Source organism: Hymenobacter sp. YIM 151858-1, from assembly GCF_025979705.1.
Lineage (GTDB): Bacteria > Bacteroidota > Bacteroidia > Cytophagales > Hymenobacteraceae > Solirubrum.
The window spans coordinates 3,667,206-3,683,851 of sequence record NZ_CP110136.1; the positions used below are offsets into that span (position 1 = coordinate 3,667,206).

The window sequence follows — 16,646 nt, forward strand, 5'->3', positions numbered from 1 at the left end:
ATGAAGACCCTTGTTTTTTGTGTGGCCTTATTGTGGGTGGCCCTAGGTGCTTTGCCCGGCCTGGCCCAGCAGCACCCAACAGCTAGCGGCAAGCTCACGGCCGCAGCGCATGCGCAAGCCGTAGCGGCGTATCAGCAGGAGCTCAATGCCGAGTACCGCGACTCTACCCGCTCGCCGTTGCCGGCGCCCCAGCGCCGTGCGTTTAAAGGCCTGCCGTTTTACCCCATCAGCCACAACTACTACGTGGAAGCCCGGCTGGTGCGCGACTCAACCTCGGCGCCGTTTGCCATGCCCACCAGCACCATGCGGCGGCCTATGTACCGCAAGTTTGGCGAGCTGCACTTTACGCTGCAGGGCAAAGCCATGCGCCTGAACGTGTACCAAAGCCTCGACCTGCTGAAGCAGCCCGGCTACGAGGATTACCTGTTCGTGCCCTTCACCGACCTCACCAACGGCCACGGCTCGTACGGTGGCGGCCGCTACCTCGATCTGCGCATACCTAGGGGCAACACCGTGTGGCTCGATTTCAACCGGGCTTATAACCCGTATTGCGCCTACAGCCCCGATTACTCGTGCCCCGTGCCGCCGCGCGAAAACCACTTGCCAGTTGCCGTGAAAGCCGGCGTGCAGAGCGACCATTAAACCCCGCATCGGGCCCTAGGTGATAAAAAACCTAGGCGCAAAAAAGAGCCCGGCAGCACGTGCTGCCGGGCTCTTTTTGTGTAGGGTAGCCAGTGTTCGGACGGCGTGGTTACCAGTCGCCGGAGGCGCCGCCGCCGCCCGAAGAGCCGCCGCCGAAGCCGCCGAAACCGCCGCCTCCGCCGCCACCAAAACCACCGCCACCGAAGCCGCCGCCAAATCCGCCACCGCCGCCAATGATGACGGGCGGGAAGAAGCCACCACCCCAGCCGCGGCTGCGCCGGTAACCACCTCCGCCACCGCCGCCTCCGCGGCTGCGCATCAGGAAGATGAGCACCAGCACGCCGATAACCACCCAAAACAGCCAGCCGCTGCCGCTGCTATCGGAGTAGTCGGCGGTGGGGCGGGGCTCGGCCTGGTACTCGCCGGCGGCCAGGGCAATAAGGCGGTCTACGGCGCCGTCGAGGCCATCGTAGTAGCGCTCGGCCTTAAAGGCAGGCACAATTACGTTGCTGATGATGCGCTTGGCCAGGGCATCGGGAATGGCGCCCTCGAGGCCGTAGCCTGTGCGAATGGTGACTTTGCGCTCTTGCTGCGCCACCAAAATCAGCAGGCCGTTGTTTTTCTGGGCCTGCCCAATGCCCCAGCTTTCGAACAGCTTCTGGCCGTAATCGGCAATTTCGGCGCCCTCCAGGCTAGGTACCGTTACAATGGCAAACTGCGAGGAGGTGGTGTCGTTGTAGTTGAGGAGCTTTTGCTCCAAGGCCTGTTCTTCGGCGGGCGAGAGCAGGCCGGCCAGGTCGTTTACGAGCCTGGGCGGCGTGGGCCGCTGCGGTATGTTTTGCCCCAGGGCTGCCGTAGCCAGCAGTAGGCACAGCAGCAGCCCGTAGGTACGCAGCCAAACCTGGGTAAGCACACGGGTGGTCATGAGCGCGGTGGTTTCGGCGGGCCGCCGAACGAAATGGAGTTGTCCAGCTCGTTTTGGTCGGTGGCCGCGTTGTGCGGAAAGTAGTGGCGCAGCTGCTCGCCGGCCAGCTGAATGCCCTGCTCCAGCCCCTGCACGTACTGCTGCCGCCGGAAATAGCTTAGCACTACTTCCTTGGTACGCTCCCAGAAGTCGTCGGGCACGGCCGCGTTGATGCCGGCGTCGCCGATAACGGCAAACTGCCGCGAGGCCCACGCCACGTAAAACAGCACGCCGTTGCGCTGGGCCGTGCGGTGCATGCCCAACTGCCCAAATACATGCGCGGCGCGGTCCATGGGCTCGGGCGTGGGGCATTCTTCTTCGAGGTGCACCCGGATTTCGCCCGACGTAGCCAGTTCGGCCTTGCGAATGGCCTCCACGAGTGCTGCCTCTTGCTGGGGCGTGATGGGGGAATACATAGCAGGTAAAGGAAGAATGAAGAAGGACGAAGGAGGAGCCGCGCCGCGTGGGTTGTTGCTCATTCTTCCTTCGTCATTCCTCACTGAATGTTATTCAAAATTGACCGTCGGGGCTTTTTGCGCGGCAGCATCGGCCTCGAAGTAGGGCTTGGCCTGGAAGCCGAACACGCCCGCAAACAGGTTGTTGGGGAAGGAGCGGATGTACGTGTTGTACTGGTTGGTGGCGTCGTTAAACTTCTGGCGCTCCACGTTGATGCGGTTTTCGGTGCCCTCGATCTGGGCCTGCAACTCCTGGAAGTTGGCGTTGGCCTTCAGGTCGGGGTAGTTTTCGGCCACGGCCAGCAGGCGGCCCAGGCCGGCGCTCAGCTGCCCCTGGGCTTCCTGAAACTGCTTGAGGTTTTCGGGCGTGAGCTGATCGGCGCGCAGCTGCACGCTGGTGGCTTTGGCGCGGGCCTCCACTACTTGCGTAAGGGTTTGCTGCTCAAACTTGGCGGCGCCTTTCACGGTGTTTACCAGGTTCGGAATCAGGTCGGAGCGGCGCTGGTAGCTGTTTTGCACGTTGGCCCACTGGGCCTGCACTTTCTGATCGAGCTCGACCATGGTGTTGTAGCCGCACGACGATTGCGAGAGCAGCACCACCAGGCCGGCGAAGTAAAGGAGAAGGCGTTTCATTGTGAGTGTGTAGGAGAGAGAGTGAAGAAATATTTCGTCGAACGAAGCCGCACGGCCGCGGTTGTATGGCCGAGCTGGCGTTGCAAAGTACGTATTCATAGCAGAGCGGTTATATAATGCCCGCAACCACCACGAATCCGTATTTTGCAACGCAGGTTTTGCGATGAGCGGATGAGGGAGATGATTAAATGAGCAAATGAGTGGATGAGTAGATGACTGGCCACCGGCCAAAATCAGTTACTCATCTGCTCACCCGCCCATCTACTCATTTACTCATCCACTCATCTCTCCATCCACTTCATCTGCTCATCTACTCATGAAAGCCATCATTCCCGTTGCGGGCATTGGGTCGCGCCTGCGGCCGCACACCCACACCCAGCCCAAGTCGCTGGTGCCGGTAGCGGGCACGCCCATACTGGGGCACATTATCGATCGGCTGGTGGCCGTGGGCATCCAGGACTTCGTGTTTGTGGTGGGCTACCTAGGCGAAAAGGTGGAGCGCTACGTGCGCCGCTGCTACCCCCAGCTGCGCGCCGAGTTTGTGGTGCAGGAGCCGCGCGAGGGCATCGGGCACGCCTTGTGGCTGGCCCGCGAAACCTTCCGGCACGAGCAGGAGCCCATCCTGATTCAGCTGGGCGACACCATCGTGGACGTGGACCTGCAGAAGATCATCGAAGGGCCCGGCACGGTGCTGGCCGTGAAGGAGGTGAAAACGCCCTCGTCGTTTGGGGTGGTAGAAATTGGCGTGAACGGCCGCGTAACCAAGGCCGTGGAAAAGCCGCGCATTCCCAAATCCAACTTCGCGCTGGTGGGCCTCTACCGCATCGAGAACCCGGCCTGGCTGGCCTCGGCCCTGGAGCGCATCATCGAGGAAGACCGCCGCACCCACAACGAGTTTTACCTCACCGATGCGCTGATGCTCATGATTGAGCAAGGCGCCGAAATGACGACCTGGAGCGTAGAAAGCTGGTTTGATTGCGGCCGCAAGGATACCCTGCTCGAGGCCAATGCCCGGCTGCTTAACCGGCCCGCGTTTTTGCAGGCCTCGCAGGAGCATGAGTTCCCGAACACGGTCATCATCCCGCCCGTGAGCATCGCCCGCGACTGCCACATCAGCAACAGCATCATCGGGCCGAACGTGGCCATCGGCGAGCGGACGATTATCCAGGACACCATTCTGCGCAACAGCATTATCGGGGCGTACAGCGAGCTGCGCACCGCCGTGATGCACAACTGCATCGTGGGCTCCGATGCTTCGTTCAGGGGGCTGAACCACAGCCTGAACATCGGCGACAACACCGAAATCGACTACACCGCCACCGGCGACTAAGTTGCGCGGGTTGCCCTAGGTCAGGCGGCGTTGGGCTGCAAGGCATCGTCCCACTCCTGCTGCAAGCCGGAGGCCGCATCGGCCGAGCCCGTGAGCCACTCCAGCGCCGTGTGCGCATCGGCAAAAAACTGCACCGAGCGGCCCACCAGGCGCTTGTTGATGGGCAGCAGCTCTTCCACCACCATCAGGTTGTAGGCGTCGTCGGCCACAATGGCAATGCGGCGCACTTTGGTATCGGCCAAAGCGGGTAGCCAGGTGCCTTCGAGCCACATCTGGTCCTCCACGTTTAGGGGGGCAGCGCTCAGCTCAATCAGCCACGACGAGGCTTCGTGGCTGACGGCCAGATCAAGCAGTGATTCGTGCACGCTCTGAAAAAGGCTCAGGCCCGCGAAACGCTCCACACCGTTCCAGCGGTGGCGCAACAGGCCAATGGACCAATCGTGTTGCACGCACACAAAATCACTAACGGTGTACATCATAGAGGCGGTGGGGCGGGTAGGCAGCTTGGGCATTTAAGGAGACTTGTACGCAGACCGGTGCATCTGGGTATTGTTTGATAGAAGGTGTTTATGTAACAATTCCAAGGGAGGGAAGTTGTCCTAGGTGCCCGTAACGGCTTCTGAAGGGCGGCAGGGCAAACCACCGGCCGCCCCCGATAAAATTTTATCAGGCCCGCAACGTTGGCCTGCACAACCTCCGGAGCCTTGTAGCAGTACGTGGCTTTGCACTACCACTCGGAGGTGCGTATGTTCGGGCCGATGCGTATCCCTTTTTTTGTTCGACACACCCTGCCCGTAGTCGGGCTATTGCTGGCTGGCTGCTACTCGCGTTCCGATATGAACCCCGAGAGCGGGCAACCCGCTGCCCCCGCCGATGCGGCTGCCACGCGCCCCAAAGCGCCAGCAGCCCAGCCGGCTGCTAGGCCCAGCGCCGCGGCAGCAGCTACTTCGCCTTTGGAGCGGGTAAACGTATTTCTGGAAGTTTCGGGTTCCATGCAGGGCTTTATGCCCACGGCCGGCGCCGATGCCCGCACCACGCAGTTTCAGCAGCAGGTATCGGAGTGGCTCTCGGCCCTCGAGCGCAGCCCCAACCTAGGGCAGCGCCGCTACTACCGCATTGCCGACCGCCCCGTGGCCGACTCGTACCGCGCCCTGAGCGAAACCGTGCGCCGCGGCATTCGGGAGCCCGCCAAAAGCACCAGCATTCCGGCCATTCTCGATACCGTGGCCAACCGCTACCTCTCCGATGGGAGCGTAAGCGTCATCATCTCCGACTTTATTTATTCGCCCGAGCGCGCCGGCGATGTGCCCTACATCAGCACGGATATTGCCGATGCGCTGGCCCGCAGCCGCCCCGATCTGGCCGTGTCGGTGTACGGTTTCACGTCCGATTTCCGCGGCACGTACTACCCGGCCATTAAGGGCAAGGCGGCCAAGGTGCCCAATTGCTGCCCCGAGCCAGTGCCGTACTACATGTGGGTGCTGGGCCCGAGCAAGCTGGTAGCCGAGTTCGATGCCTCGCTGATGAAGAACCTCGAGGCCGAGCAGGCGCACTTTGGCCTGCCCGCCGCCGAGGTGCCCAGCGCGGTGCTGAGCCGCTACGGCCGCAAGGGCGTGTGGTTTGTGGCCGATGCCGGCAAGCAGGCCGGTGCCTCGGGCCGCGTGGTGGCCATTGAAGAAGCCACAGCGCAGGAGCCCGCCGAGTTTGTGGTCGGCCTCAACCTAAACCAATTGCCCGAGCTGTTTCAGGCCCCCGCGTACCTGCAGAAGAACCTGGTGCTGCGCGGCAACATGCCCGAGGCGAAAGTGGTGAAGGTAGAAGGCGCTAGCGAGGCTACCCGCCGCAGCGGTGGCCCCGAGGCCGACTATACCCATTTTGTGACGGTACGCGTAACCGCCAAGCCCCGCCAGAAGCAGGATTTGGTGCTGGCCCTGCCGGCTACGCGCCCTGCGTGGGTAGAAAAATGGACTACCGCGGATGATTCGCGCCCTGGCTCTCAGACGTTTGCCCTCAGCCGCCAGCTCGATGGCCTGCAGCGCCTGCTATCGGGCCGCAATACTGGCACGAATGCTGCCGAGGTTATGCGCGTGCCTTTGGCTGTGCAGCCGGATTAGCGGGTAGGGGTTAGGGCTTAGGAGTTAGTGCCTAGGTCCGGCCAATGCCTTTTTGCGGCGGTGGCCGCTTTTGCTTTGTTTCTCTCAATGGGTTTTCGGCCAGTACCTAAGCCCTAATACCTAAGTCCCTTAGCCCTTCCCATGAAAGGTTTTTTCCGCGCCCTCTACGAAGTTATCGGCCTGCCGCAACCCCCTTCGGAAACCCCGGTTTACCGCGACGTTATCTTCCCCAACATCGGCCTGCTGAACCTGGGCATCACGCTGGCGCTGCTGGTGCTGTTTTACCTGGTTATCAACCGCTGGATGCGCGTGGCCACCTTTAGCCGGCCCAGCCATTGGTCGATTTTGCTGGTGCTGAATGCGGTTATTGCTTTCATCATCGTTATAGCGCAGGTAAAAGGCCAGAACGTGGTAGAGCACTCCTATATGTATTGGCTGGCGCTGCTGAATGCCATTTACGCGGCGCTGTTCTTCTTCCTGTTCTCGCTCGTTTTCCGCAAGCTGTCGGTAAACGCCAGCACGACTCCTTTTTAGGGTTTAGTGAGTAGGGACTTAGGGCTTAGTTGTTAGCCCTTGCTCCCGAATCAATTACTAAGCCCTAACACCTAAGTCCCTAAGCCCTCACCAATGGCTAAACTCTTTCTTTTCGGCATCGGCGGTACCGGCTCGCGCGTGGTCCGCTCGCTCACGATGTTGTTGGCCTCGGGCATTCAGCTGCCCAACTGCCAGCAGGTAGTACCCATCATCATCGACCCGGATGCGCAGAATGCGGACATGAACCGCACGGTGCAGATGCTGCAAACCTACCAGCAGATCTACAAGCGCCTCGGTCCGCGCGACGAAGGGTTCTTCAAGACCGACATCAGCACCTTGTCGTCGATCAGCCAGGATGTGAACGGCTCGGTGAAGGACACGTTCGTGTTCGACTTCGGGGGCATCAACCGCTCGTTCCGCGACTACCTAGGGTACAACGCTTTGCCCGTGGAGTCGAAGGCGTTGGTGGAGGCCCTGTTCACGCAGGACAACCTCGAAAGCCCGCTGACCATTGGTTTCCGCGGCTCGCCCAACGTAGGCTCGGTGGTGCTCAACCGTATTGTAGAGTCGCCGGAGCTGCGCTTTTTCGCCGATAACTTCCAGCAGGACGACCGGGTGTTCTTCATCTCGTCGATTTTTGGCGGCACCGGCGCTTCGGGCTTCCCGCTGCTGCTCAAGAACCTGAAAGACCCGAACACACGCCTGAGCAACGCCCGCTACCTGCGCGATGCCCTTACCGGCGCCGTAACGGTGATGCCCTATTTCGCGCTGCAGAGCGAGGACAACCAAGTCATCGACTCGAACAACTTCCTGACGAAAACCAAGGCGGCCCTAGGTTACTACGAAAACCACTTGCAGGGCCTCGACGCCCTGTACTACTTGGCCGATACGCCCGACACGCCCTACGACAACCAGCCCGGCGGCCAGGGCCAGCGCAACAAAGCGCACATCATCGAGCTGCTGGCGGCGCTGAGCATCGTGGACTTCATGCACTACACGCCCGACGAGCTGCGCTCGAACGGCCCGCTGCACCACGAGTACGGCCTGGGGGCCGATACGGCCGAGGTACAGTTCCAGCACCTGCCCGACGAAACCAAGGAGCAAGTGGCCCAGCACCTCACGCAGCTGCTGTACTTCACCAAGTACCACCGCCAGCACATGGGCTCCGACGAGGCGCCCTACGCGAAGAACCTCAACCTGCAGTACGCGCAGAAAAACGAGCCCATCTTCCGCCAGCTCGATGCCTTCCTGCACAGCTCCGACTTTGGCGTTGATGCCTGGCTGACCGAGCTGAGCCAGAACCGACGCGCGTTCCGCCCCTTCAACCTGAATACCGACGACTTCAACCTGATGATCAACGGTAAGCCAGTGGAAACGGGCTTTTTCAGCAAGGGCATTAGCCGCAACTACCTGCTCGATGCGCTGAACAGCCGCGAGAAGAAGGTGCAGGACGCCGACAATTTCCGCAAGCTCATCACGCTGATGTACGACGTCACGGATGAGGCCTTCCGGGACAAAGTGAAAGTGGTGTAAGCCAGCACGACCAAGCTCCCCTCCTCAGATGAGGAGGGGACGCGGCAGCTTTAGCTGACGCTGGGGTGGTTGACCTCGTTGAACGACTTTCGGCCGAATTTGCAAGGCATCATGAACTGGGCAATACTCAGGGGTATACTGATTGCTGGTTTGATTGTGCTGTATGCTTGGCTCATGATTTCGCAGACAATGAGTAGCAATGAGCACGTCAAACAGGTAAAAAGCCAGCTTGGGCAACTGAATATGGCTAGTGTGCAGTCAATTCTATTGGCTCCTCTGCAAGGATATCAGTCACTGGTTCAGGATACAGTGATAATTCGGGATACGGCTGCTATAGAAGCATTTATAAATCGGTATAAGAGCATGGGAAGATGCCGTTCTTGCCGGGGTAATCTACCGGGGAACTGGCAAGTGAAGTTGATTTTTCAAATGAAAAATGGCGCAACAATACCTTCAACAGTGCACCATAGCGACGACATGAACATTGTTTTTATACCCACGAAAGAGAAACAAGCTGCGGGTGGCTACGAAGATTATTTCGTCGACAGTCCGCAAAACGATTTAGATAGTCTCATCGTGAATTATAAGTAAGCATTACTTCAAACCTCTCTCTAAACCGACCTCACCCCAAGCATGGCCAAAGTCCTCCGCCTGCATAACAGCGGCTCGCAGCAAATCCAGGGCTGGCAACAGACCGGTCCGCTCACGAGCACCGAAATCAATACCATTACCGACCCCACGGGCGGCCGCACGCGCAACCTGGCGGTATCCATCCCGACGCCTTTCGCGCGGATGCACCTCTTCGAAACCGCCTTCGACTTTGTGGCGCGCGAGGGCAGCCGCAACCCTAACTCGGTGTACCACGAGCTGGTGTCGCATTATTGGGATTTGCTGGAGCTGCTCTACAACTACCACCTCTACAGCCAAGCCGGCCGCCGCATTACGCTGCGCCGCTGGAACGCCGAGACGGAGCTGAACCGCATGCAGGCCGACCCGAACACGCGCCCCCTAGGTGAAACGCTGCGGTTGTTTTGGCAAGACGAGCGGTTCCGCGAAACGCCCGATCTGTACCTGATTTTCTACGAGTCGCCGGGCTTGGCGGGCGGGCCACGCCTGCTGGGCGGTACTTCGCCGCTGACGTTGCTGTTCACGGCGCCCGCCGTGCCGGTGCTCGATGTGGAGCGCCCCCGCGCCGGTGGCCGCTACTTCGACCACCAGTATGTAGGCCTGGAGCAGCGCGACCCCGCGTTTCAGGACTTCGTGTACGAGCTGTTCCTGACGTTCCCGCGCCTGCAGGACCGCAACTTTGCCCACCGCGTATTCGCCACCCTCGACCGCAACCGCATCAGCCAGATGCAGCTGCAGGGCGACCGGAACGCGCAGCTCTTCGGCTCGCGCTACCCAGCCCTTACCGATGTGCAGGGCAATCCGGCCTACGTGCGCAACATCCCGATGCCTGGCCGCGCCGACCAGACGGCCGTGATGTCGTCGGACCTGTTCATTCAGCCCACCCGCGACCTAGGCCCCGGCCAGGTACGCCCGCTGGTACTGCGCCCCAACCTGGCCATGGGCGGCGTAAACTACCTGAACGGCCAACCCTGGGACGACCGCACGCCCGTGCCCTACGTGGACGAGCAGCCCATGAGCAGCCGCGTGCTGCCAGGCAAAGGCTTTAAATATCCCTACCTCACAGTGGGCGACTTCCTGGCCGACTCCCTGGTAGAGCTGCCCTACGAGCTGAACGCCGAGCGCTACCACACCGGTCGCGTTACCTTCCAGTACGGCGCCGATGCCCAAGGCCGTTCGCGCTTCCCGTACCTGCTGCCGCTGCAGCCAGCCTTCTTCGAGTACTTCACCGAGCACGACCTAGCCGAGCTGCTGCACTTCACCATTGATCTGAACCACGTGCGCGTTTCGCTGCGGGTGCCGGTGCAGCAAGGGCGCTTCATCACCTTGGAGCGCAGCTACTACACCAATCCGCAGAACCCCAAAGATGAAATGGGGCGCGAGATTCCGGAGAAGGGCCGCATCGTGCGCGCCAACGTGGGCCTAGGTGTGTTCCCGTTCTACAAGTTCCGGCAGCAGCCCGAGTACAACGACCTGTACAAGGTGATGCTGGTAGATGCCGACAACGGCCCGGCCCAGCTGCAGAAGCAGTACAACGTGGAGTTTTATGTGGGTGGCGAGCGGCTAACCGACCAAGGCGCAGCCCGCCGTGCTACCCGCTACGAGCGCACCCGCAAGAGCATCAACACCGCCGGTAGCAGTTACTACGAGGTCACGGGCACGCACTTCGATGTGGCCGAGTTGGTGTGCCCTGCCGGCCCCGGCTTGCCGCCTGCCCGTGGCCTGATGGTACCGCGCTGGAAGGAGCTGGACCGCGGCACGCGCCGCTTCACCTTCGCCGTCGACTTTGGTACCACCAACACCCACATTGCTTACTCCGACGGCCCCAGCAGCCACCCGCGCCCGCTCACCATCGGCGAGGTAGACCAGCAGGTTACCTGGCTGCACGCGCCGTTGCCCGACCTAGGGCTTTCGGGTGCGCAGCGCTTCCGGCAGGGTGCTCAGCAGCTGCAGGCCGACATTGCCGCCCTGCAAAACCGCGAGTTCATTCCGTCGTTTATCGGCGAGGGTGGGGCCTCTTACGCCTTCCCGGTGCGTACGGCCGTGTGCGAAACCAGCACCTTCCCGAACGAGCCGGCCCGTGTGCTCGGCAACATCAACATCGGCTTCAGCATCAACACCGAAACTTCGGCCGAACTGCCCCAGAACCGTTTCGTTACGAACCTGAAATGGTCGGCTGAGCTCGACCCGAGCGGCGTAACGCGCATCGAGGCGTTCTTCCGCGAGGTAATGCTGCTGCTCAAGCACAAAGCTGCCCTCAACGGCGGCATCATGGAAGACACCCGCGTGGTGTGGTTCGCCCCGTTGAGCTTCGATGCCTTCCTGCGCAACCAGTTCAAGGACAAGTGGGACCAGGCCTTCCAGCAGGTGTTCCGCACCCGCCGCGACACGCTCACGCTCACTGAGTCGGTGGCGCCGTACTACTACCTCACGGCCACCAACCAGGTAGTGCCCTCGCGCGACGAGAACGTGGTGAACATCGACATCGGCGGCGGTACTACCGACTTGCTGCTGTTTGCCGATTCGCGCCCGGCCTTTAGCACCTCGTTCCGTTTTGCCGGCAACGATTTGTGGGGCGACGGCTACGCCCGCGTGCAGGGTGCGCCCAAGCAAAACGGCCTGCTGCGCCTAGGTGTGGGCCACGTAGAGAGCCTGCCCGACTCGGAGCAAAACCAGGAGTTCAAAGGCTATCTGCGCGCCGCCCTCAGCAACAACGACTTCGGCTCAGCCGACGTTACCTCGCTGCTGTTCCTCTACGACGATGCCCTGCGTTTCTCGCAAAGCCTTGCCCTAGGCAAGGGTCGCCAGCTGCGCGTGCTGTTCTACCTGCACTACACCAGCATCATCTACCACGTTGGCCAGCTCACGCAGCACCTGGGCCTCAAGCTGCCGCGCTACCTGTGCTTCTCGGGCAAAGGCAGCCTGTACCTGCGTCTGCTCGCGGGCGGCACCAGCATGGGCGCCATCGAGCGTATCTCGAAAGCCGTGCTGAAAGCCGCCTCGGGGCAGGAGCCGCCGCACAACTTCCGCGTGATTCTGGCCGATAACCCCAAGGAGGCCACCACCAACGGCGGTGTGCTGTTCGAGGAAAGCCAATCGGCCCCGGATGTGGACAGCATCAAGAACATTCGCTTGGTAGGCGCGCAGGACGGTCCTGAAATTGGCAGTCTGCGCCTGAAAGCCCGCGGCGTGGATGCCGATATGCGCCAAGCCGTGCTCGACAACATGCGCCGCTTCCTAGAGCTGGTACTCACCAACGACGACGTGGCTCCGCTGATGCGCGAAGTAGGCGTCGACATCGACCGTGGCCGCGTACTCGACTTCATGCTGCGCGAAGTGGAGGACAGCCTGAACCTAGGCCTGCACCAGATGGAGCGTAACCTAGGCTCGGAGGAAACCCTACCCGAAACGTTGTTCTTCCTGCCGCTCAAGCAGTCGTTGTTCAACCTAGGCCGCGACTTGCTGCAAGGGTAATAGTAGCGCGGACTTTGTAGTCCGCGTCCACAGATAGTAACTTCTGATCAGTTGAACGATTGAGAATACTATCCGGGGACGCGGACTACAAAGTCCGCGCTACAGCCGTGCAGCCCTGCGCCTATCTATATTCCGCTTAAGTCTTTCGCCTCCTTCGAATGCATATCCGGATTACCTCCTTGCTTACCGGCTTGCTGCTTACCGCTTCGGCTGCCGTGCAGGCCCAAACCGCTCCTGGCCAGCCCACGCTCGAGGAGAAAAAAGTACAGATATGGTGCGCTACGGCCCGGTTCGTGTTCAACGACACCGGCCGGCCGAATCTGAAAAGCAACCTGCGTTGCGATGCTACGCTGCGCGAGTTCGAGAACAGCATCAAGGCCGATAGCCAGCGCGTGTACTCGCGCCTGTACCAGCCGCTCGAAGGCAAAGGCGTGATGTACAAAGGCCTGGGCTCGGATGGCTCGAGGCTGCAAAAACTCACCAACGAGATTGTGCGGCAACTGGGCTCGTCGCCGGCGCGGCGCAACACGCCCGAGCGCCTGGCGCAAGTGCAGCGGCTCGAAGGCGCCTTCAACGCCTACCTTACGCAGGGCACGCCCATCCCCGACGATATCGGCCTGCTGAATGCCACTGCTTCGGAAGCCACCTTCGACAGCACCGCTACCATGGCTGCCAACGGTATGGCTGAGCAACCCGACCTAGGGCAGGCCGAGGCCGATACCGAAAGCGTGGCTTCGGCCCGAGCCGCATCGGCCGAAAGCCCCATGACGCGCCTCTTCGGCCCGATTGCGCTGATTTTGTCGTTGCTGAGCCTGGTGCTGTGGTTTTTGGAGCGGCGGGTACTGCGCAATCACATCAGCGAGCTGCGCGACCGGGCCTCGCGCCACCGCAACGAGCTCGACTCCATTCGCACCACCTCCGGCCTAGGTAGCCGAAACGCCGCTGCCAGCGAAGCACCCGCCGAGCTGACGTTCAGCCAGCGCAAGCAAATTGAAGAACTGGTGGAGCGCATGGTGCAGCAGCGCCTAGCCGATTTGCAGCCGCACGGCCGCCCCACGGCAGCGCCCGAGCCGGCTATGCCTACCGTAGCCGCAGCACCAGCGCAGAACGCGCCACGAAACAAACCAGCCGCTGCGCCAGCGCCCGAGCGCGTACGCCAAGCGCCACCGGCTCCGGCGGCACCTGCGCGCCCGGTGGCAGTAGCCCCGCCACCTAGGGAGGAAGTACCGGCCCCCGTAGCACCCATTCCGGCTGGCTCGCCGGCCGTAGCACCGCGCGACGAGTTCGATAGCCTGGTGCCGCCCGTGCAGTTGCCCAGTCCAACGCCCGCCGCACCGATTGCCCCGCCACCTGCACCCACGCCCGACCCGGCTCCGGTGGGCCACTTCTATGTGAAAGTGCCTGTAAACGGGGGCTTCTCCGATTACGACCTTCACTCGGTAGCCCAGCACGACAGCATCTACGAAATCACGCCCGATCCGCAGCGGCCCGATGCGGCTACGTTCCGCATCAACCCCAACTCGCAGGTACACGCCTACGCCATCCAGAACGCGCAGTACTCCTTGCGCGAGGCTTGCCGCTACCAGCCGCCTGCTGGCCCGGTGTCGCGCATCATCACCGATGAGCCGGGCTACCTGCGGAAAGTAGGCGCCACCTGGCAAATCGAGCAGAAGGCAGCTATTCACTTCGAGTAGCCCGTCTAGGGCTAAATACTAGTTCCCCTCCTCAGATGAGGAGGGGTTAGGGGTGGTTGAAGAACTAGAGGCTAGATCTAGTAACTGTTCAACGACAAGTCAACCACCCCTAGCCCCTCCTCAGCTGAGGAGGGGAACTAGCTTGTAGGCTTCGGCCTTAATTTGATACTGATTAGCTTCGTCGCATGCTTGAAATCATACTTGAACTGGTTGTAATAGGCGTTATCGTGGCGCTGCAAATCCGGGCGTTTATCCGGACGCGCACGCAGGCCCGGCGGCTGGCAGCCTTGTACCCGCCCCGCACCGATCTGCGCGTGGAGCACCGCCTCGTAACGCCCGACGGCCGCGACATGGCCGAGTATGCTGCCGATGCACCCGCTGATGCCTACCCGGTTGATATCATTCGGGCCGATAACGTTTCGGCTGATTTCAAGGAAATCATCAACGATACCAACGAGTACCTGCGCCACAACAAAGGCGCGGCGGCCGATTTTGGCATCCTGAAAGACATTGCCATTCGGCAGGCGCAGGCGCCCGAGTCGAGTGCCCAGGCCAACGTGGCCACGCCGCTGTACCTAGGGCTGCTCGGCACGTTTCTGGGGGTTATCCTAGGTCTGGTAAGCATTGCCCGCCAGGGCATCACCGACGACGACGCCCTCACGCCCTTCCTTACCGGCGTACTCATCGCCATGACGGGCTCTTTCATGGGCCTCATGCTGACGTTGTTTGGCAACAGCGTGCTGCGCCACGCCCGGGCCGAGCGCGACCAGCGCCAGAACCAGTACTTCACCTTTCTGCAGGCGCGGCTGCTGCCCATTCTGCACAACGATATGTCGGCCAGCCTTTCGACCCTGAAGGGCGTGCTCGATGCGTTTAACCAGGATTTTGTAGGCCGCGTGTCGCTGTTCGAGCCCATCCTGAACACCATCACCGAGAACATCCGGGTGCAGCGCGACTTCTTGGTGAAGCTCGAGGAAATTGGCTTCGACCGAATGGCGCAGGCCAACCTGGCGGTGTTCGAGAAAGTGCGCGAGTCGGCGGAGCTGTTTGGGCAGTTTACGGCCTACCAGGAGCGCCTCAACCAGATGCTCGACAAAGGCACCGAAACCGGCATTATGGTCACGAGCATCCTCGACCGCCTCACCGGCTTCGAGCGCGGCATCAACAACCTAGGGCAGTACATCGGCCAGCACGACAACTTGGTGCAACGGCAGCTCGACTTCTTCCAGCGCCACCAGACGGAGATGGGCAACCTTGCGGCCCGCACCGAGCAGTACTTCGACGAAGCCTCGCTGCACCTTACCGACTTGATGCGCCGCCGCCTCGAGCACCACGAGCGCGACGCCCAACTGGCCTACGAGAAATGGGGCGAGTACTTCCAGCGTATCAACCAAGACAATGCTTTCGAGCGCATCATGCGCCAACTCGACCCGCTGCGCGACGTGAAAGCCAACCAAGAGGCCTTAACGCGCGACGTTTCGGCCACGCAACGCGAGCTGCTGCGGAAGGTAGAGCTGGATGCGCAGGTTGATGCCAAACTGCTGGCCGAGCTGACGGTGATGAACGAAATTTTGCGGAAAGCCACCGCTAAAAATCGTCTTCAGCGCGGTATGGATAAGCTCTTTGGCGGGGTGAAGGAGTAAGCTGATGTTGTTTAACCTGTCATCCTGAGCAAAGCGAAGGACCTTGTCACGTAACAACAGTCACTTAGTACGTCATGTCGAGCTTGTCGAGACATCTCGCCTGATAGCAACTTCTATCTCACATCAGCAAGCGAGATGTCTCGACAAGCTCGACATGACGGCCTTGCGTGAGAAGGTCCTTCGCTTTGCTCAGGATGACAGCCGAGTTTTAGTATCATAACCAATGCCCAGCGCCGACCCACAACGCTCCGACTTTTTCTGGCCCAGCTACGTGGACCTGATGACCTCCTTGTTCATCGTGATGCTGGTGCTGTTTGTGTACAGCTTCAAGCTATTCCGCGACCGGGAGCAGGAGCAGCGCCGCCTCTTGGGCGAGCTGAAGGTGAAGGCCAAAGAGCTCGAACAAATTCAGCGCATTCGCGAATCGCTCCGGCGGCTCGAAGGCAACTACTTCCGCTACGACCCCAGCAACGAACGGTACGAGCTGCGCGTGGACGTGCAGTTTAAGGCCGGCCGCGACGAAATTCAGGAACAGTACAAGCCGGCTTTGCTGAAGGCCGGTGGGTTGCTGCGCCAGCGCCTGCGCGCTATCCGTACCGAGCTGCCGGTGCGCTACCTGGTAATTGTAGAAGGCATGGCCGCGCGCTACCCGCAGGGCGACCCGCGCAACCGCCTTGAGGAGCAAACCACCTACCAGCTGAGCTACCGCCGCGCGCTCAACCTGCTGAACTTTTGGAAGCAGAACGGCGTGAACTTCACCCAAGACCGCTCCGTCGAGCTCATCATTGGCGGCAGCGGTTTCTATGGCACTGGGCGCTATATCGGGCGCCGCGAGGGCGACAACAAGCGCTTCCTTATCCAGGTCATTCCCAAAGTTGGGCGCATTGAGGGAGCCACGGTAAATGCCAAGTAGCACGGTGTAGCGCGGACTTTGTAGTCCGCGTCCCCGGATAGTAACTTCTAATCAGTTGAACGATTGAGAATACTATCCTGGAACGCGGAC

At 61.0% G+C, this 16,646-nt stretch carries 14 protein-coding genes; 10 read left to right on the forward strand and 4 right to left on the reverse strand.

From position 1 onward, the window contains the following. On the forward strand, window positions 1-642 hold the full coding sequence (locus OIS50_RS16260; protein WP_264691685.1) for a DUF1684 domain-containing protein: 642 nt from the start codon (window positions 1-3) through the stop codon (window positions 640-642). A 109-nt stretch (window positions 643-751) separates the two neighbouring features. Here the strand turns inward: OIS50_RS16260 and OIS50_RS16265 are convergent, their stop codons facing one another. The 3 genes from OIS50_RS16265 to OIS50_RS16275 form a co-directional block, all read right to left on the reverse strand. Next, the gene (locus tag OIS50_RS16265; protein ID WP_264691686.1) at window positions 752-1,567 is read right to left on the reverse strand and encodes a TPM domain-containing protein; all 816 of its coding nucleotides are present in this window, start codon (window positions 1,565-1,567) and stop codon (window positions 752-754) included. Beyond that, the gene (locus tag OIS50_RS16270; protein ID WP_264691687.1) at window positions 1,564-2,022 is read right to left on the reverse strand and encodes a TPM domain-containing protein; all 459 of its coding nucleotides are present in this window, start codon (window positions 2,020-2,022) and stop codon (window positions 1,564-1,566) included. The genes OIS50_RS16265 and OIS50_RS16270 overlap by 4 nt, the downstream gene beginning before the upstream one ends. Window positions 2,023-2,112: 90 nt before the next feature. After that, window positions 2,113-2,694 carry a LemA family protein gene (locus tag OIS50_RS16275; RefSeq protein ID WP_264691688.1) on the reverse strand — a complete coding sequence of 194 codons (582 nt, stop codon included), beginning with the start codon at window positions 2,692-2,694 and terminating at the stop codon, window positions 2,113-2,115. Window positions 2,695-3,010: 316 nt separating this feature from the next. Between OIS50_RS16275 and OIS50_RS16280 the strand changes: the two genes are divergently transcribed. Beyond that, the gene (locus OIS50_RS16280) at window positions 3,011-4,024 is read left to right on the forward strand and encodes a sugar phosphate nucleotidyltransferase (protein WP_264691689.1); all 1,014 of its coding nucleotides are present in this window, start codon (window positions 3,011-3,013) and stop codon (window positions 4,022-4,024) included. Between the two features lie 20 nt (window positions 4,025-4,044). On the opposite strand, the gene OIS50_RS16285 is transcribed toward OIS50_RS16280, so the two are convergent. Continuing rightward, a complete protein-coding gene (locus OIS50_RS16285; RefSeq protein ID WP_264691690.1) occupies window positions 4,045-4,503 on the reverse strand; it encodes a hypothetical protein in 459 nt (152 codons plus the stop codon). Window positions 4,504-4,860: 357 nt separating this feature from the next. On the opposite strand from OIS50_RS16285, the gene OIS50_RS16290 reads away from it, so the two are divergent. The 8 genes from OIS50_RS16290 to OIS50_RS16325 all read left to right on the forward strand — a co-directional run bounded on the left by OIS50_RS16290 (window position 4,861) and on the right by OIS50_RS16325 (window position 16,556). Further along, window positions 4,861-6,138, forward strand: a complete 1,278-nt coding sequence (locus OIS50_RS16290; protein ID WP_264691691.1) for a hypothetical protein — start codon at window positions 4,861-4,863, stop codon at window positions 6,136-6,138. Window positions 6,139-6,279: 141 nt separating this feature from the next. Then, on the forward strand, window positions 6,280-6,672 hold the full coding sequence (locus tag OIS50_RS16295; protein ID WP_264691692.1) for a hypothetical protein: 393 nt from the start codon (window positions 6,280-6,282) through the stop codon (window positions 6,670-6,672). Between the two features lie 93 nt (window positions 6,673-6,765). Beyond that, window positions 6,766-8,205: an FtsZ/tubulin family protein gene (locus OIS50_RS16300; protein ID WP_264691693.1), complete on the forward strand. Its 1,440-nt coding sequence runs from the start codon at window positions 6,766-6,768 to the stop codon at window positions 8,203-8,205. A gap of 111 nt (window positions 8,206-8,316) precedes the next feature. Next, window positions 8,317-8,796: a hypothetical protein gene (locus tag OIS50_RS16305; protein WP_264691694.1), complete on the forward strand. Its 480-nt coding sequence runs from the start codon at window positions 8,317-8,319 to the stop codon at window positions 8,794-8,796. A gap of 42 nt (window positions 8,797-8,838) precedes the next feature. Beyond that, entirely contained in the window at window positions 8,839-12,306 is a 3,468-nt protein-coding gene (locus OIS50_RS16310; protein ID WP_264691695.1) for an acetate and sugar kinases/Hsc70/actin family protein, read from the forward strand. Window positions 12,307-12,464: 158 nt separating this feature from the next. After that, window positions 12,465-14,000 (forward strand): hypothetical protein, encoded by a 1,536-nt coding sequence (locus OIS50_RS16315; protein WP_264691696.1) that lies wholly within the window; start codon window positions 12,465-12,467, stop codon window positions 13,998-14,000. 185 nt (window positions 14,001-14,185) lie between these two features. Beyond that, window positions 14,186-15,643, forward strand: coding sequence for a MotA/TolQ/ExbB proton channel family protein (locus OIS50_RS16320; protein ID WP_264691697.1), 1,458 nt, complete (start codon window positions 14,186-14,188; stop codon window positions 15,641-15,643). A gap of 223 nt (window positions 15,644-15,866) precedes the next feature. Next, entirely contained in the window at window positions 15,867-16,556 is a 690-nt protein-coding gene (locus tag OIS50_RS16325) for a hypothetical protein (protein WP_264691698.1), read from the forward strand. Window positions 16,557-16,646: the final 90 nt, after the last annotated feature.

What these genes read in the sequence shown, in the direction of transcription:
- OIS50_RS16285 (WP_264691690.1), bottom strand. Translation starts at nt 4,503, where the DNA reads ATGATGTACACCGTTAGTGATTTTGTGTGCGTGCAACACGATTGGTCC.
- OIS50_RS16310 (WP_264691695.1), top strand. Translation starts at nt 8,839, where the DNA reads ATGGCCAAAGTCCTCCGCCTGCATAACAGCGGCTCGCAGCAAATCCAG.
- OIS50_RS16280 (WP_264691689.1), top strand. Translation starts at nt 3,011, where the DNA reads ATGAAAGCCATCATTCCCGTTGCGGGCATTGGGTCGCGCCTGCGGCCG.
- OIS50_RS16300 (WP_264691693.1), top strand. Translation starts at nt 6,766, where the DNA reads ATGGCTAAACTCTTTCTTTTCGGCATCGGCGGTACCGGCTCGCGCGTG.
- OIS50_RS16265 (WP_264691686.1), bottom strand. Translation starts at nt 1,567, where the DNA reads ATGACCACCCGTGTGCTTACCCAGGTTTGGCTGCGTACCTACGGGCTG.
- OIS50_RS16275 (WP_264691688.1), bottom strand. Translation starts at nt 2,694, where the DNA reads ATGAAACGCCTTCTCCTTTACTTCGCCGGCCTGGTGGTGCTGCTCTCG.
- OIS50_RS16305 (WP_264691694.1), top strand. Translation starts at nt 8,317, where the DNA reads ATGAACTGGGCAATACTCAGGGGTATACTGATTGCTGGTTTGATTGTG.
- OIS50_RS16295 (WP_264691692.1), top strand. Translation starts at nt 6,280, where the DNA reads ATGAAAGGTTTTTTCCGCGCCCTCTACGAAGTTATCGGCCTGCCGCAA.
- OIS50_RS16325 (WP_264691698.1), top strand. Translation starts at nt 15,867, where the DNA reads ATGCCCAGCGCCGACCCACAACGCTCCGACTTTTTCTGGCCCAGCTAC.
- OIS50_RS16290 (WP_264691691.1), top strand. Translation starts at nt 4,861, where the DNA reads ATGAACCCCGAGAGCGGGCAACCCGCTGCCCCCGCCGATGCGGCTGCC.
- OIS50_RS16315 (WP_264691696.1), top strand. Translation starts at nt 12,465, where the DNA reads ATGCATATCCGGATTACCTCCTTGCTTACCGGCTTGCTGCTTACCGCT.
- OIS50_RS16320 (WP_264691697.1), top strand. Translation starts at nt 14,186, where the DNA reads ATGCTTGAAATCATACTTGAACTGGTTGTAATAGGCGTTATCGTGGCG.
- OIS50_RS16260 (WP_264691685.1), top strand. Translation starts at nt 1, where the DNA reads ATGAAGACCCTTGTTTTTTGTGTGGCCTTATTGTGGGTGGCCCTAGGT.
- OIS50_RS16270 (WP_264691687.1), bottom strand. Translation starts at nt 2,022, where the DNA reads ATGTATTCCCCCATCACGCCCCAGCAAGAGGCAGCACTCGTGGAGGCC.